The following is a 16,422-nucleotide window of genomic DNA, read 5'->3' as shown; positions in this document are numbered from 1 at the left end:
AGGCGGGGTCATTTGCCCGTCCGCAGGGTTGCAGCAGCCTTTGCTGAAGGCCCGGACGGACAATCGATGCCGTCAGGGCGCCTTACCGGCAATGTGGCTGCGACGAGGATGACGAACAGCGCGACGGGCCCGGTGTCGCGCCGCCGGATCAAACGGCGTTTGGACGGGCCGACAAGACGATTTCGCGCTCGATCCTGCTTTCAATGCCGAGGTTCCATGCTTCGTCCGGAGCATGGTCCACACGGTGTATCGGATCGAATGGACGCGACGAATTCTGCTGCTCGCGTCACGGAAGCGTTGCTTCGATGGCGGTGGACCAAGGCTTGCCGGACCCGCTTCGGCAGCAACCAGCCTGCGGTTGCAGCTTCGGTCAGGGCAGCGGAAGGATGACTTCGATGCCGAAGTCGGGGCCTGTTGCGAGGCTTGCCGTCCCATGATGGGCGGTCGCGATTGCCGCCACAAGCGCGAGGCCCAGCCCGTGCCCGGTCGAGGAACGGCTGGTATCCGCTCGGCTGAACCGTTCGAACAGGCGCGCCTGAGCCCGGGTGGGCAGCCTGGTGAGGCGCGAGCCGGGAATGTCGCGCCAGCATCGGTCAGAAAGAAGTGCCAGCGCTAGGGAACTTAGGCACTATGCCTTGTTCACACCGGATGGAGCGCGTCCCCGAAGATGGCGCGCGGCGATGCCGCACTGGCGGCGCACGAACGATGATGCGCGTTCTTGGCCTGCCATAGGGTTCACCGCTTGAACCGCAGGCAGAGCGGTCAATTGAATCCCATTTGCTCGACAAAGGCCTGGCCGATCTGCCGTCGGCGTTCGGGGTCGCCGTACACCAATGCGGCGCCTTCGAAAAAGGCTCCCGACGCGGTAGCGGGAATGATCTCGCAATTGTCGCTGACGGTGTGGAGATACAGGACCGGCGGCAGACCCTGGCGCTGCGCGCGGCGCGCAAAGTCGATGCGCCAGGCCGTGGCGTAGGTCTTGCCCGAGGCTGGCGACTTCCAATGTGGCGATTTCGCACGATCATCGGCATCGAGGATATTGACGTCGAAATCCCAATCGTCGCCCGCGATCGCGGTGCGCGGCGTGAGCGCCAGGCCTCCATTGCCGTGCGGTGCAGTGCCATGGACCGAAAAATAGAGGTTTCCGAAGCCCTGTTTGGGTGGCCGCCCCACTTGTGTGCCAGTGATCCATTGCGGGTTCGATGGCTGCCAGAACAGGGCAAGCGCCAGCGACAGCCCGTCATCGAGCGTTATCGCGATCCAATCCCCGAGATAGAGTTCGTGTGACGAAGGCGCTTGGCCCCGCAAAGCCGCCGATACGCCCCCGGCCGGCGCGGCGTCGCTTGTGGTTTTCGCGATCATCTGCCGATCGAGCCACAGGGTACCCCCGGTGATCCTGTGGACGCGATCGTCGAGCGTGATGCCGCCCCGCGCGATGTCGAGCACCGGCTGCGCGCATTCATAGGAACTCAGGCCGATATCGTCATTCTGGAACATCGACGGGCCGACATAACCCGACAGCCCCTCCATCACCGTGCCGCGGCGATCGGTGAGCTTGAGATCGACCGAATAGTTCGCCGGTCGGGTGACGGCTTTGTCCGCCCCGGTTACATAACCGCGGCCCTGCGCCGCGAGCGCATAGCGTGATCCCGGCGTTCCCACCGGGGCACCTTGCGAGGCACCCTGCAGATAGTCGAATTTCCAGCCTTTGCTCGGGCCGACCAAAGGCAGGTTCCAGCGCACGTCGCGCGAAAGATCGCCGGAACGGCCGAGGACCTCGATCAGCGGCCGGAAATGCGCACTATAGGCCGTGTCGCTGACCGCCGGAATCACCGCGGAAGCCAGGGTTGGTCGTCCGGTCGCTGCGCCGAAGCCGATACCCTCGCCGCTCAGATAGTGGTCATCGCCCGCATCGTCGCGCCAGCCGATGCCGGTCAGCCCCATGCAGAGCTGGATACTGCCCATTGCGAAGCGGCCAATCTCGAGTTGGAGGCCGAAGCGCCGGCCGGCATCATCCTCGGCAATGCCGACATAATACCACCATTCCTGGGCGAATGCCTTCTGCATCCCGAACAGGCCGGGCAGCGAGACGCGGGGCACGTTCCAGCTCGGACCCGGATAGAGCGGGGGAAAGGCGGCGCCGCCGCCACGCGGCGCGGGGCCGGTTGCGACATAATCACCCGCGTGCCCGCGCATGCCCGACCCCTCCAGGATCGCGTCGGGAACCGAGGCACGGCCGAGCGGAAGCTTGTGATTGTCCTCGAAGGTTAAACCGGTGGGGTAGGAGATGCCGCCCTGCGAATAGGGGCAGACATCGAAAAAGCCCTGGGGCGAATAGGTGTCCACAGCCTTGCCGGTTGCGATCTTGCTGATCACTAGCTCGGCTGCATCGATCAGCGCTTCCTCGATCGGGATCAGGCCGGCCGCCCAGTAATTGCCCGAATAATGGATATCGCCATAGGTACGGCAACCGCCAATATCGCCGCCGTAGGGGATGCCGTTGAGCTTGCTCGGGCCGGCGATATAGGGAAGCGGATCGCCGGGCCTCGGCGGCGGGCCGAGATCGACCTGGCCGATCTGGTTGTCGAACAGCGCGTTGCCGATGACTTTGACATAGCGGCTGCCGCCATCGGTGTAGACGACATTGCCGCCGCCTTCGGGCCGCTTGTCACAGGCGACATTGCCCTCGATCCGCAGCGCATCCTCGAACGAATTGCCCTGCCAGCCACAGCAATAAATCGCGCCGCCGTCCCACAGCCTCTCGAGGAAATGCGAGATATGGTTGTTGGCGACGACATTGCCGCAATTGACCGTGCGCGGCGCGGGCAGGCCCCACATGCCCGAGACGGCGTTGGAGATACCGGGGAAACTGCCGGGATCGAGCAGCCCCCAACCCCAGCCGAGCGCAATGCCAGCCCAGGGCGTCTCCCTTATGCTGTTGTGCGCGATCCTGCTGTTGGTGGTGAAGCCGAGATAGATCGCCGCGGCGTCGGCATAGTCGCGGCCCGTACGGCGGATGGAGTTGTCGGTTATGACATTCTCGCGCGTGTGATCCGCCGGGCTCGGCTCGAAGTCGCGGCGGTCGATGCCGCCGACCTGGATCGCCGCCGATGCGATATCGTCGAAGCTGCAGCGGGTGATGCTGTTGCGCTGGCTGCCGGTGCCAAAGTCTACCGCTACGGCACCCAGGTGCTCGAACCGGCAGCGATCGAACCGGATGCCATGGGCATGGGTGAAGCGCAGATTGCCTGGTGTGCGGACGACATGCGGGTCGTGCCCGGTAAGGTTGGGCAGGTGTCCGTTGCCGCGCAGGTGGAAGCCGCTCTGGTCGGCGACATAGCCATCATCGCCACTCGGCTCGAGCCAGGTCGCGTTGGCAAAGCCGATGCCTTCGAACGAAAGCCCGGTCACCGGCCGCTCGGCGGTGCCGCAGGCATCCACCAGCACCTCCAGCGCGGGCAGGATCGCTTCCGCAACGGCCATGTCCTCTCCGGGAAGCGGTATGTAGAAGATCCGGTCCTGTTCGGTATCCAGCACCCACTCGCCGGGCTCGTCGAGAAACGCATAGCCATTCTCGAACCGGGTAACCTGCCAGAAGCTCCAGATTCCCGGCACGCCGGTGGGATTGGCAGTTGTCGGGGTGAAGAACAGATTGGCGTTGGTCCAGCCGGGCTGGGCAATATGGAGCCTGCCGGGAGTGCTGCCGTCGGGTGGTGTGAGTGATCGTAGGGGGATCCGCATCGACTTCCACTGCGTGTCGATCACTGCTTCGATCTGGCCGATGTCGTGCCATTGCGCGGGATCACGCCAGCCCGCGGGGTTGAGATTGGTTGGAAGGAAATCGATTCCGCCGCCGATGACATAGGGCGTGCCGGCGGGCGGCGTCTCGGCGGGCAGGATCGGATTGGGCCGGAAGCCGGCGGGAATGCCGCCATCGGCCATGGTCGTGCGGGCTCGGATGGCGCGGCGTCCGTTCACATAGAATTGGCGCGAATGCAGGCCCTGAGCGCTGGCCGTGTAGATGCCCCGTTCGCTGTCATGGAGGGTCCAGCCCTCGATGCGGCGGCCGCCCGATATCACCGGTACGGCATCTCCTCCGGCGACGAAGCGGACTGCCAGGCCGTCGGGGCCAAATAGCTCTGGGCCGAACAGGAGGGGCGTGTCGATCTGGTGCGTGCCATCCATCAGCACGACGGTGACCCTGCCTTCCGGCGGCGCCAGCGCGGCGAAGCGGAGGATCTCGGCATGCGCGGCGGCAAGCGTGCGTAACGGTGCGTAACGGCTCCCCGGCGCGGCATCGTCGCCGTCCAGCGAGACCCAGAGGGTGGCGGCAAGCGGGATGGATGTCGTCGCAGTCATCGGGCGAATTCCAGCGCGGAGATGAGGAGTGCTGGGCGGATAGAGGAACTACCCAAATACCCTCGGCAATCGATTTCGATACCGAAACGGAGCTTTCCGCCGGATATTCATGAGTTAGTCGTAACATTCCCCCCGGTCCGAAATACCCGACTCGTCAGGCGTTTTCGCTGCTTCCGATCGGCGCGTGTCCGAGAGCGCTTGCGCACGAACGTAGAGAAGGCACTGAGAGGGCCGCCCTGCTAGAGGCGGCCCCCAACGCTTGCATCTATTCCGTAGGACTAGCGCTTTGGTTCGGTGGGAAGCGGACGGCGCGGGAAAGGCTTGTCGGCGTTTGCGGCATTCCAGAGGAAGCTGGCCAGGATGACCGAGGCCTGTCGCATGTCTTCCGCATCGAGATGATCGAACGTGTCCATCGAGGTATGGTGCTGCCGGCCATAGTCGTTCCAGTCCTGGATGAACTGGAAACCGGGAATGCCGAGCAGCTGCATATATTCATTGTCGGGCCCGGTATTGTCCGAGGCGGCGACCGTGTTGGCGCCCATCGCTTCGAACGGCGCGAGCCACGCGCGGAAGATCGGCACCGCTGCGAGATTGCGATAGGCGTAGACGCCGCGGATCTTGCCCGAGCCATTGTCGAGATTGAAATAGACCGACATCTCGTCCCAGCCCGGCCGCTTCTCGATTGGCCAGCTCGACGCATGCAGCCAGAAGGCACCATTGGCCCCGACCTTGGGCTCGGCGGGCGGCACACGCCGCGCGAAATGCTGTTCGACATAGGCCGAGCTGCCGATCATCCCCTGTTCCTCGGCACCCCATAGCGCGAAGCGGATCGTCCGGCGCGGACGCGGCATCCGGGAGAGGATGCGCGCGGCTTCCATCACCATCGCGACTCCGGCGCCATTGTCCGCCGCGCCGTCGGCCGCCGCAGGGCTGTCGAGATGTGCGCCGGCCATCACATAGGCGGCCTTGGGGTCGCTGCCGGGAATGTCGGCGAGGATGTTGTAGGCTTGAGGATCGCTGTCGTCGTAATGGACTACGGTCTCGATCGAGAGCGAAGGTGCTCGCCCGGCATCCGCGAGCCGCACGAGCCGGCGATAATCCTCCACCGCGATCTCGACGCCGGGGAGCGGGGACTCATCTCCCGCCGCGAAGCGATAGCCGTCGCCCATCACCAGCTTGCCGTCGCGCTTGGTGATCCGGGCATAGGCGAGCGCGCCCTCGACTTTCAGGAATTCCTCCATCTGGCGCGGGAAGAAGTAGGATTTTTCCAGCCGGGCGGCGGCATCTGACGAGAATTTCGGCGGTTCGTAGACGGCGAGCCTGGCGAATTCGTCCGCCGAAATGCGCGATGCAGCCGGCGGCGTCTGAATGTCGTCGGTCCCCGAGATCAGGACGATCTTGCCGGCCAGCTTGCCGCGCCACTGCGCGAAATCGGCTTTGCTCGCCATCGGCGCGAAGACGATCGGCGCGGTGATCACGCCATTGGTCGAGGGCGTCCAGCTGATCGGAATGGCAGTGAGCGCGAGCGGCCGCGGCGCGGTCATGCGAACGCTGACGCGCTCCGCCCACCAGCCGCGCCCGAAGAGAAATCCCTCCTTGTGGACATTGGAGAGATGCCAGGCGCGGAACTGTTCCTGGGTCCAGGCCTCGGCTTTGCGGGCACCCGGCGAATTGGTGAGGCGGCTTCCGATCTCGTCGCTTAGATAACGGGCGATATTCATCACTTCGCTGCGCCGCTGGCCTTCGTCGACAATGCGATCGGTCATCTCGAGATCGACTGCCTGGCTGCGTGCAGCGGCCGGGGCGAGCGTCAGCGCCAGGCTGGCGAGAAGGGTGGGGCGGAGCGAGCGGTTCTTCATCCCGCTCACCACGCCTTGCGCAGCGAGACGCTGACGAAGCGGCCGAGCGGCGAATAGTTGGTCGAGTCATAGTTGATCGTGGTGTCGTCGAACGGCTCGAGATAGGGCGGCCGCGCATTGGTCAGGTTGTTGACGTACAGCCCGATCTCGAAACCCTTGAGCAGGCCCTGGGCGGCGGGCGCCTTCCACATCAGCGACAGGTCGAACGTCGTCATGTCACCGCGCTGCACGGGCGGAGCGACGTTCAGGTCGGTGATCGGGCCGGTATAGTTGCCGAACAGCGCTGCGGTGAGCGGCCCGAAATGGCCGGTGGCGCCGCCGCGCGCGCGGAAGCGCGGCGGGTTGAAGTTGGTGCCGGCAAGCTGGGTGAGCGGCGCGCCGGCGGTATTGCGCTGGTTGCTGCGCAGCCAGCTCGCCTGGCCGGAGAGCGTCAGGTCGTCCGCGCCGATCGGGATCCGGTAGCTGCCGTTCAGATCGACGCCGCGGATGCGTTGGCGCGCTGCGTTGACCAGCTGGTTGCGAACGATCGCCACAACTTTGGCCGGATTATAGGGCGTGCCGGTATAGTTGCCGAGGCCGTTGTAATCGCGGGCGATCACCGCGGCCTGCTGCGCCTGAGTCGGCGCATAGTCGATGAATTCCTGCAGTGCCGGATTGTCGAGTACTTTCAGCGTGGCGTTGCTGACCGGCTGGACGACCCGGTCGGTATAATCGATGTCGAAATAGGTCGCGGAGAGCTTCAATCCGGGCAGGCCGCGGGGATGCAGGTCGAGCGTGGACGACAGGGTGCGGGCGCGCTCGGGCTTCAGGTCGCGATTGCCGCCCGAGGTGAACAGGATGGTCGAGCCGCTGGGGTAATTGCCGCCATAATAGGAGGAGGGCTGTAGCACGACGCTGAACAGCTGAAACTCGTTGCGCAGCGTCGGTGCCTTGAACGAGCGCCCCCAGGAGAGCTTGAGATCGAAATCGGGCACCGGCGCATAGACCAGGCCGAGCTTCGGCGTGGTGACGCCGCCGAACCGGTCATATTCCTCATGGCGAAGCGCTGCGGTAAAGCTCAGCCGATTGATCAGCGGTACGGCATTCGCCGGCGAAACCAGGGGCACCGAGAGCTCGCCATAGCCATAATAGTTGCCGCGCCCGTCGCCGGTCGGCACTGCGTTGGTCGCCGCATAGACGCGCAGATGGTTGAAGCGATAGCCGCCACCCACCGCCAGGCGGACGTCGCCGCCGGGCAGGGTGAACAGCCGCCCTTCAGCCTCCAGCTCGCCGCCATAGGCGTAATTGTCGTAGATGCTGCTGCCGCCGTCATTCTCGCCGCTGACCTTGTCGATATAATCGTCGAAGCGCGTCGTCTTGTTGGCTCCATAGGAAGCGCTCAGTGAGGCCGACCAGTCGCTCGGCAGGCGCAAGGTCAGCCGGGGCGAGATCGAGTAGTTCTCGTTGCTGAAGCGCGTCGTCGCGGCGAAGTCCGCAGTGGAATATTCGGCGCCCTCGCTGTGCCGCCAGCTGTAGAGCCCGTCGATGTCGAAGGTCAGGCTGTCGGTGATGTCCTGGTGCGCGGTGACCAGCCCGCTGAAATGCTTGTGCGCATCGAGCAGCGTGTTCGGGCCGACGACATAGCGCGTATAGTCGCGCTGGTCCGATCGCACCGCGTCCTGATGGTCATATTGCAGCGCGACCAGCACGCCGCCGCTCCCCCAGCGGCCGCCGCCGACCACGCCATATTCCTGCTCGAACCCGCCGCCATCGGTCGAGCTGCCCAGCCGGGCCGAGGCCGTAGCGCCCGAGAAATCGCGCTTGAGAATGATGTTGGCGACGCCGCCGACCGCGTCCGAGCCGTAGAGGGCCGATGCGCCGTCGGGCATGACCTGCAGCTCCGCCACGGCATCGAGCGGAATGGCCGACAGATCGACGCCCTGCGCGGTGCCGTCATAGGGAAGCCGGCGGCCGTTCAGCAGCGTCAGGCTGGCGTCGGGCCCCAAGCCGCGCAGGTTGAGCGCCGAGGATCCGGAGGCATTGGTGTTGCTGCTCGTGCCGGCCTGGAAGCGCGCGCCGGGATTCTGCCCGCCATTATAGTTGCTGGGGAGGCTGCGGATCACGTCGCCCAGGTCGCGCTGGCCGGCCTCGCGCATCTGGCGCTGCTCGATCCGCACAAGCGGCGAGGCGACCTGCGCGCCGGCGATATGGGTTCCCGTGACGACGATTTCCCCGGAGGGCGCGGCCTCTTCGGGATCGGACGTTGCCTGCTGCGCGCTGGACGACGCGGCCACCACCACGAACACGCCGCGCGGGCTTCGCGAGACGCTCAACCCCGCACCGCGGATCAGCGCGGCAACTGCGCCTTCCGCCGTATAGGCCCCGCTCAGGGCATTGCTTCGCTTCCCGCGCACCACGTCGCTGCGGAAGATGATCTGCTCGCGGGTTGCAGCCGCGAGAGCCTTGAGGGCCGACTCCATGTCCTGGGCGGGGATGTCGAGCCGATAGCTGGTCCGGGCCTGTGCCCAGACTGGGGCCACCGGCGCGGACAGCACGATCACGGCGGTTGCGGCGCCCAGCAGCGCAGTCACGTTCTTCATCGAAATTCCCCCTGTGCCGCTCCTCCGCATGATCGGGAGCCTTGCGAGGAAAAACGCACGAGCCCCCGGATCGCGAAATGGCTAGCGCCTGGCCGGGCCCAGAAGGATCGCGTCGCCGTCCTGACGCCGGCGCAGCCCGTAGAGCGTGGCGACACCATCCACGAACGCATCGGTGTCGCCCGCATTGAAAGTGCCACTGACCGGCAGAGCGGCGGTCGCGGGGCCGTCGGTCGATAGCTTGGTCGCGGAATAGCGATTGATCCGTTCGATGGCGACGCCCAGCGGTTCGTCCGAGAAAACCAGCTGCCCCTGTTCCCACGACGCGCTTCGCACGCCATCCACCCCTTCGAGCCGGGCAAGCGCCTTGGGCGATGCCGGGATGACCAGCGCGGTGTTCGGGACAAGCGCCCGTTCCGCCGGGGCGGACGCCTTTCCTTGCAGCATCACATGCCGGGGCGCCTGGTTCGCCGGCCCGTCCTCCAGCACCGCGACCGATCCTTCGTAGAGGACCACGCGCGTCTCCGCGCGCAACAACTCGACGCTGAACGCCGTGCCGGTGGCGACGACCATGCGGTCCCCGGCGCTGACGGTGAAGGGACGCCGCGGATCCTTGGCGACTTCGAACCGTGCACGCCCGGAAAGCAGGCGAAGCGCCCGGCGCTCGCCATCATAACGAACCTCGACCGCGCTCGCGGCATCGAGCGAGAGCCGTGAGCCGTCGGCTAGCGCGATGATGCGCCGCTCGCCGATCGCAGTCCGGTAGGTCTCGCCGCGGCCCTGGAGATGGATGACCACCATGACGACCAGCAACAGACAGGCGGCGATCGCCGCCACGGCGTAATAGGCGCGGCGGCGATGCGGCGACGGCGCATGCGGGCTGGCCTTGCTGAGCGCGGTCAATGCGTCGGCACGCGCGGAAACCAGCATGGGCAGGTCCGCCGCTTCCCCTGCCAGCCGCCACGCGCGAGCAAGCGCGGTCAGCGCCGCGCGGTTGTGCGGAGCCGCCTCGAGCCAAAGCTCCAGCTCGAGCTCCTCCTCCAGAGTCATCGGCCCGTCCTGCAGCCGCATCAGCCATGCTGCGGCCCGCTCGCGCGCATTCCCTGCCTCCTGTCCGCTCATCGCCGTTCCTCGATCGAGGCGCTCAGCGCCACCAGCGCGCGCTGGACATGGATCTCGACCATGCGCACCGACAAGCCGAAGCTCTCGGCAATGCTGTGCTTGTCGATGGACTCGATGCGGTACAGCGTGAAGATCCTTCGGGTCTTGTCGGGCAATTCCGCGATCGCGCGGGCGACGCGGGCAAGGTCTTCCCGCCCCTCGGCGACGCGGTGCGGATCAAGGGGATCGATCCCGAGAAAATCGTCAAGCGCACGCGCCTCTCGATAGCCGGCGCGCACCTTGTCGCGGCGCCCCTTGTCGCGCAGCAGGTTGGCGGCGATCCGGAAGATATAGGCATCGGGCATCGGCGCGACGCCACGCGGCGCGCGCACGATGCGGATGAAGACTTCCTGGGACAGGTCCTCCGCTTCAGCCGGCGTCGCGACCCGACGCGCGAAGAAAGCGATCAGGGCGCGGCGCAGTCGCCGGTCGTCATCCGTCAATTCCTGTCGCGCCCGTCGGGTCAATGGCTGCACGTCCTCCAAGATCAATAACGCGCGGCCGGCGAGAATGCGAAACGGGCGGAAGTGATTTTCGTTAAGCAATCATCGGTGAAGGCGGTTGCTACGCCCGATGAAACTGATCTGAGGGCAATTCCGCCATTGTCGCGTTCTGTTGCGGAAGCTAGCGCCGAGGGCCCCCATCGAGGGCACTGTCAACGGTCCGCGAGGCAGGTTCGATTGATTGGCGGAGGGAAATCAGCAACGTGAGTGCTGACGGTCAGGTAGATGTCGTGTTTCGTCGCCTGGCTAGAGCTTTGGCAAACGATCCCTCTGCATCGGTGCCTGAACCGGTAGCCTGACCAGCGAAGAAGGCGAATCGCGCGGCCAAATCCGGCGTAACCCGACAGTTTCTGTCCGCGTATAGACGAGAACTAGGCGTGTTGCATTTTGCAACCGAATTTCTCAAGCTAAGCGCTTGAAAACGCTGGTGACCCCTACGAGAATCGAACTCGTGTTTTCGCCGTGAGAGGGCGACGTCCTGACCGCTAGACGAAGGGGCCGTTAGCGCTGCGGAAGCGGGCAATTACGGGTAGGTGGCTGAGCCGTCAAGCACCAAAGCGGAATAATATTTCGCCTTGGCTTTTCGGTGGCAGGCCCGGCCGGGCACCGGCTGCGAGTAGCAGGCGGAGAGAGGTATTTCCTTGGTATCCGCTATTGCCGCCGAGCGCCTCGGTGCTGCCGGCGGACTAGCCGGTGACAGGCAGGCGCAGCGTGCCGTCCGGCTCGTACGCGACCTGGCTATAGGCCGTCACGACATCGAGCGGCAGCGGCGCGTAGAGGTGCGGGAACAACTGGCCGCCGCGCGACGGCTCCCACTGCACCGCATCGCCCATAGCTTCGAGATCGACTGCGGCGAGCCACAGGCCGGTCTGGCCGGCGAAATGCTTGTCCAGCGTCTCCTCGACCTGCGCGGCGGTGGAGAGGTGAATATAGCCGTCAGCCAAGTCGATCGGTGCACCCTCGAACACACCCTCCTGCTCCAGGACGTGCATCTGCTCGGCGGTGAGGATCTTATAGGCGGTGTTGTCGGGCATGGCGCGTCTCCTGGTGCTTCCGGCTCCCTGGCGAAAGCCGGGGCCCAGGGTTGCTTTGCGATATCCTGCTTGTCCCTGCGTCCCCGGCTTTCGCCGGGGACCAGCTGTCTTACTGCCCATCCTCCGGACCACGGGCGAGATCCTCGCTCGTGGTGCCGTCCGGCGTGGCTTCGCCGATGGTCGGGCCGTCACCCAGCTCCGCCTCGGCATCGCCTTCGCTTTCTTCGATCCGCGCGGCGGAAACGACATGCTCGTTGTCCGCCACGTTGAACAGGCGCACGCCCGCCGATCCGCGGCCGATCACGCGCAGGTCGCCCAGCGACATGCGGATCATCTTGGCCTGGTCGGTGACCAGCATCAGCTGGTGCCCCTTGCTCGCCGGGAAGCTCGCCACCACCGGGCCGTTACGGCCGATATTGTCGATGTTGGTGATGCCCTGGCCGCCACGGCCGGTACGCCGATACTCATAGGCCGAGCTCAGCTTGCCATAGCCATTGGCGCAGACGGTGAGGATGAACTGCTCGCGGTCCTTGAGCTCGTCGAAGCGCTCGGGCGCCAGATCGGGCTGGCCTTCCTTCTCGGCTTTCCACGGCGCGAAGCGGAGATAGGTCTCGCGCTCCTCGCTGGTGGTGCCGACGCGGTGGAGGATCGACAGCGAAATGACCTCGTCGCCCTCGGCCAGCTTCATGCCGCGCACGCCGGTGGAGTTGCGGCTCTGGAATTCGCGGACGTCATCGGCGGCGAAGCGGATCGCCCGGCCCTGGCGGGTGGCGAGCAGCACGTCGTCGCCTTCCTCCAGCAGCGCCACGCCGATCAGGCGATCGTCAGCGTCCTCGCCTTCGAACTTCATCGCGATCTTGCCGTTCGAGGGCACGTTGTTGAACGCGTCCATCGCATTGCGGCGTGCCGAGCCCTTGGCGGTGGCGAACATCACATGGAGGTTCGCCCACTCGCTCTCGTCCTCGGGAAGCGGGAGCACGGTGGAGATGGTCTCGCCCGCCGCCAGCGGCAGGATGTTGATCATCGGCCGTCCGCGGGTGGCCGGGCCGCCCTCGGGCAGCTTCCAGACCTTCATGCGATAGACCTTGCCGAGGGTCGAGAAGAACAGCACCGGGGTGTGCGTCGAAGTGACGAACAGCTCGGTGACGGCATCCTCGTCCTTGGTCGCCATGCCGGCGCGACCCTTGCCGCCACGGTTCTGCGCACGGAAGCTGTCGAGGCTGGTGCGCTTGATATAGCCCTGCACGGTCACGGTGACGACCATGTCCTCGCGCTCGATCAGGTCCTCGTCCTCGATGCCGTCGGCGGCGGGGGCGATCTCGGTGCGGCGCGGGGTGGCATAAAGGGCGCGGACCGTGGTCAGCTCCTCGACCATCACTTCATAGAGCTTGGCGCGGTTGCCGAGGATCTCGAGCAGCTCGGCGATCGAGTCGGCCAGTTCCTTTAGCTCGTCGCCGATCTCGTCACGGCCGAGCGCGGTCAGGCGATGCAGGCGCAGATCGAGGATCGCGCGGACCTGAGCGTCCGACAGGCGATAGATGTCGCCGGTGACTTCGGTTTCGACTGCCTCGACCAGCTTGATGTACTGGGCGATCTCCGCGATCGGCCATTCGCGTGCGAGCAGCTTGTCGCGTGCGTCCGCCGGGCTCGACGAACCGCGGATGATCTTAACCACCTCATCGAGGTTGGTGACCGCGATCACCAGGCCGAGCAAGATGTGCGCGCGCTCGCGGGCCTTGGCCAGCTCGAACTTCGAGCGGCGGGTGATGACCTCCTCGCGGAACTTGACGAAGGCCTCGATGATGTCCTGCAGGTTGAGCAGTTCCGGGCGGCCGCCGCGGATCGCGAGCATATTGGCCGGGAAGCTCGACTGGGCAGGGGTGTTCCGCCAGACTTGGTTGAGGACGACCTCGGGGGTCGCATCGCGCTTGAGGTCGATGACGATGCGGACGCCTTCGCGCGACGATTCGTCGCGGATGTCGCTCACGCCTTCGATGCGCTTGTCCTTGGCGGCCTCGGCGATCTTCTCGACCAGTGCGTTCTTGCCCTGCTGGTACGGGATCTCGGTGAGCACGATCGAGCGGCGATCGCCGCGCTGCTCGAACTCGTGGCGCGAACGGACCATGATCGAGCCGCGGCCGGTCGAATAGGCGTTGCGGCAGCCCGTGCGGCCGAGGATCAGCGCGCCGGTCGGGAAGTCCGGACCGGGGACGATTTCCATCAGCTCCTCGAGCGTCAGCACCTCGCGCTGGCCGAGCATCGCCTTGATGTGCTCGAGGCAGGCGTCGATCACTTCGCCGAGATTGTGTGGCGGGATATTGGTCGCCATGCCGACCGCGATGCCGCCGGCACCGTTGACCAGCAGATTGGGGAAGCGCGCGGGGAGGACCGCCGGCTCGCTCTCGGACCCGTCATAGTTCGGGACGAAGTCGACCGTGTCCTTCTCGATATCGTCGAGCAGCGCCGAGGCGACCTTGGCAAGGCGCGCCTCCGTGTAACGCATCGCGGCGGGCGGATCGGGATCCATCGAGCCGAAATTGCCCTGGCCGTCGATCAGCGGCACCCGCATCGCCCAGTCCTGGGCCATGCGCGCCATCGCGTCATAGATCGAGCTGTCGCCGTGCGGGTGGTACTTACCCATCACGTCACCGACCAGGCGGGCCGACTTGCGATAGGCGCGGCCGGCGACATAGCCGCCTTCCTGCGCGGCGTAGAGGATGCGGCGGTGGACGGGCTTCAGGCCATCGCGAACGTCGGGGAGCGCGCGCGCCACGATCACGCTCATCGCGTAATCGAGGTAGCTCGTCTTCATTTCATCGACGATCGAGATCGGCGTGATGTCGGAGGGGTCTTCGGCGAGGATGGTCTCGTCGGTCAAAGTGTTCACCGCTTTCGGGTTCTTGAGTGTGGCCTACGGCTCTAGCGGTGCCGATGCATCCTGCCAACCCCGCCCGCGCGCGTGCGCGTACGCGTGAGAAACCGGTGGATAACTTCATTGGGCGGGGGATTGACTCTAAATCTACCTAGGTAGATTTATTGCGTATGGTCCGAAATCGAGCGCTTTCACCCGCTGCCCGCAACGTCCTCGCCATCCTGCTCGATGCCGGGGCGGACTGGTCGCATGGCTATTCGCTGGGGCGGGCCGCCGGGATCAAATCGGGCACGCTCTATCCGCTGCTGATCCGGCTGGGGGAGAAAGGACATCTGGAGGCGCAATGGCAGCCGCCGAGCGAGCCCGGGCGCCCGGCGCGTCATGCCTATCGCTTGACTGCGGAAGGGCGGGCCTTCGCTATCGAACTGCTGCGCGATGGCGCGCCCGGTCTGGCGGAGAACCGGGCATGATCCGGCCGCTGGCGACCGCATTGGCCGATCTCGCCGCGGCGCTGCTCCCGGCACGGCTGAGCCACTGGGGCGAGGCGATGCGCCGGGAAACGGCGGAGATTGAGCAGTCGGGCGAAGCGTTGCGCTTTGCCCTTGGTTGCCTCTGGGGCGCTGCTGGCGAAGCGTTGCGAGTTCACATGGGAGAGGGGCGGATGACGGCGAGGCGATTGATAGGGCTCTGCGCGATTGGCGCGACCGGACTTGGCATCGGCTATATGATGATCGGCGGGGCGCCGCTTGGGTATCCGCTCCGCAATCTGACGGCGCTGGCGATCGGTTTCCTGGCGGTCGGGATCGTCACCCATCTGCCGCAGACTCGCTGGCTGGGCACCGGCCCCGTGGTGCTCGCGCTCGGGCTGGTGCTCCTTGCGACCACTCTGGTCGGCGTTTCCCATGACGGGGCGACACGCTGGGTATCGATCGGAGGGCTAGGCATCCAGCCGAGCCTGATTCTCGTCCCGGTGCTGGTGATCGGCTTTGCGCGCGTACGGGATCGACTGTCCGGCCTCGGCGTAGTGGCCGCGACACTCGCGCTGGCCCTGCAGCCCGATCGTGCCATGGCCGGGGCGCTGGCGGCCGGACTGGCCGCGCTTGCGTTGGTCCGGCCCGAGCGAAATGTCCTTGTGGCATTGTCCGTGGTCATGATCGGCTTTGTCGTCGCGATGCTGCAGCCCGATGTTCAGCCGGCGATGCCCTATGTCGATCAGATCCTTTTCACGGCATTCGACCTCCATCCGCTTGCCGGCATGATGGTGCTCGCGGGATCGGCGCTTCTGCTGGTGCCGGCGCTCGCGGGGTGGCGGCGTGATCCCGGCTTAGCGGCATTTGGCGGAGTATGGCTGGCAATCATCCTGGCGGCGGCCATGGGCAATTATCCGACGCCGCTTGTCGGCTATGGCGGCAGTGCCATTGTCGGCTACCTGCTGTGCCTTGCTGGCCTGTCCGGAGTTCTGGGTGCCGCCGATCCGGTAGCGCGCAAGGCCAGGCGCGGTATGGGACGGGAGGTGTTGCGCACCAACGTCGCATGAGAGAGGCCGGTGGCGGGGCGGGAGGAGGTGCACCCCGCCACCGGGTCCGGGACCGCGCGTACTACCGGTACGCTACGCGGAAGCGCGGTCCTTAATGGGTCGTGCCGGTGTGCGGCAGGCGGATGACATACTGGCCGCTGGCCTCGATACCGGTGGTGTCGTCTTCGACATCACTGCCGACCAGTTTGCCGAGATTGGCGAGCGCGCCGACCATGCCGAAACCTGCCGAGAAAGGGCGACCGCGCGCATCACGGCGCGGCTTGGGGCGAGCGTTGCGCGCTTCGCGGCGGCGGGGTGGGGGCGCCATGCGGGCCATCCGCTCGGCGACCGAGGCGGCGTCGCCGGTCCGGCCGAATTCGCGCCACACCACCTGGAAGCCCTCGGGTACTTCGCTCCACTCGCCACCGTCCGGGCGGATCAGGTCGCAGCCGCAATGGTGGCAGGTCGCGAAATCGAGGCCCTGGTTGTGGTGATGGGTCGTGCCGGCGGTGTGGCCCATCATGTTGCAGCGGATACTCATC

The 16,422-nt window shown here is 65.9% G+C and carries 11 protein-coding genes and 1 tRNA gene; 2 read left to right on the top strand and 10 right to left on the bottom strand.

From position 1 onward, the window contains the following. Positions 1–370 precede the first annotated feature (370 nt). The 9 genes from AAHM44_RS19820 to gyrA form a co-directional block, all read right to left on the bottom strand. A complete protein-coding gene (locus tag AAHM44_RS19820; RefSeq protein WP_342251062.1) occupies positions 371–553 on the bottom strand; it encodes a sensor histidine kinase in 183 nt (60 codons plus the stop codon). 209 nt (positions 554–762) lie between these two features. Further along, positions 763–4,359 carry a hypothetical protein gene (locus tag AAHM44_RS19815; RefSeq protein WP_342251061.1) on the bottom strand — a complete coding sequence of 1,199 codons (3,597 nt, stop codon included), beginning with the start codon at positions 4,357–4,359 and terminating at the stop codon, positions 763–765. Between the two features lie 278 nt (positions 4,360–4,637). Beyond that, positions 4,638–6,218, bottom strand: a complete 1,581-nt coding sequence (locus tag AAHM44_RS19810; protein WP_342251060.1) for a M20/M25/M40 family metallo-hydrolase — start codon at positions 6,216–6,218, stop codon at positions 4,638–4,640. Between the two features lie 5 nt (positions 6,219–6,223). Then, the gene (locus AAHM44_RS19805; RefSeq protein WP_342251059.1) at positions 6,224–8,797 is read right to left on the bottom strand and encodes a TonB-dependent receptor; all 2,574 of its coding nucleotides are present in this window, start codon (positions 8,795–8,797) and stop codon (positions 6,224–6,226) included. Positions 8,798–8,878: 81 nt separating this feature from the next. Then, positions 8,879–9,916, bottom strand: coding sequence for a FecR family protein (locus tag AAHM44_RS19800; RefSeq protein WP_342251058.1), 1,038 nt, complete (start codon positions 9,914–9,916; stop codon positions 8,879–8,881). Further along, positions 9,913–10,500, bottom strand: a complete 588-nt coding sequence (locus AAHM44_RS19795; RefSeq protein ID WP_342251057.1) for an RNA polymerase sigma factor — start codon at positions 10,498–10,500, stop codon at positions 9,913–9,915. Before AAHM44_RS19795 ends, AAHM44_RS19800 begins: the two co-directional genes overlap by 4 nt. A 383-nt stretch (positions 10,501–10,883) precedes the next feature. Continuing rightward, positions 10,884–10,958 (bottom strand) — tRNA-Glu (locus tag AAHM44_RS19790). Between the two features lie 186 nt (positions 10,959–11,144). Continuing rightward, entirely contained in the window at positions 11,145–11,492 is a 348-nt protein-coding gene (locus tag AAHM44_RS19785) for a DUF952 domain-containing protein (protein ID WP_269575168.1), read from the bottom strand. Between the two features lie 109 nt (positions 11,493–11,601). Next, a complete protein-coding gene (gene gyrA / locus AAHM44_RS19780) occupies positions 11,602–14,370 on the bottom strand; it encodes a DNA gyrase subunit A (RefSeq protein ID WP_269576441.1) in 2,769 nt (922 codons plus the stop codon). A gap of 164 nt (positions 14,371–14,534) precedes the next feature. Here gyrA and AAHM44_RS19775 point away from each other — a divergent pair, with 164 nt between their 5' ends. Together AAHM44_RS19775 and AAHM44_RS19770 are read left to right on the top strand one after the other, a co-directional pair. Next, positions 14,535–14,834, top strand: a complete 300-nt coding sequence (locus AAHM44_RS19775) for a PadR family transcriptional regulator (RefSeq protein WP_342251056.1) — start codon at positions 14,535–14,537, stop codon at positions 14,832–14,834. Then, a complete protein-coding gene (locus AAHM44_RS19770; protein ID WP_342251055.1) occupies positions 14,831–15,901 on the top strand; it encodes an FtsW/RodA/SpoVE family cell cycle protein in 1,071 nt (356 codons plus the stop codon). Before AAHM44_RS19775 ends, AAHM44_RS19770 begins: the two co-directional genes overlap by 4 nt. Before the next feature lie 91 nt (positions 15,902–15,992). Here AAHM44_RS19770 and AAHM44_RS19765 read toward each other — a convergent pair whose 3' ends face one another. Beyond that, entirely contained in the window at positions 15,993–16,421 is a 429-nt protein-coding gene (locus tag AAHM44_RS19765; protein WP_269575171.1) for a hypothetical protein, read from the bottom strand. Position 16,422 lies beyond the last annotated feature (1 nt).

The organism is Sphingomonas sp. OTU376 (genome assembly GCF_038440415.1).
Lineage (GTDB): Bacteria > Pseudomonadota > Alphaproteobacteria > Sphingomonadales > Sphingomonadaceae > Sphingomonas > Sphingomonas kyeonggiensis_A.
The sequence above is the reverse complement of the archived record's forward strand: the minus strand, read 5'-3'. Positions and strand labels throughout refer to the sequence as shown.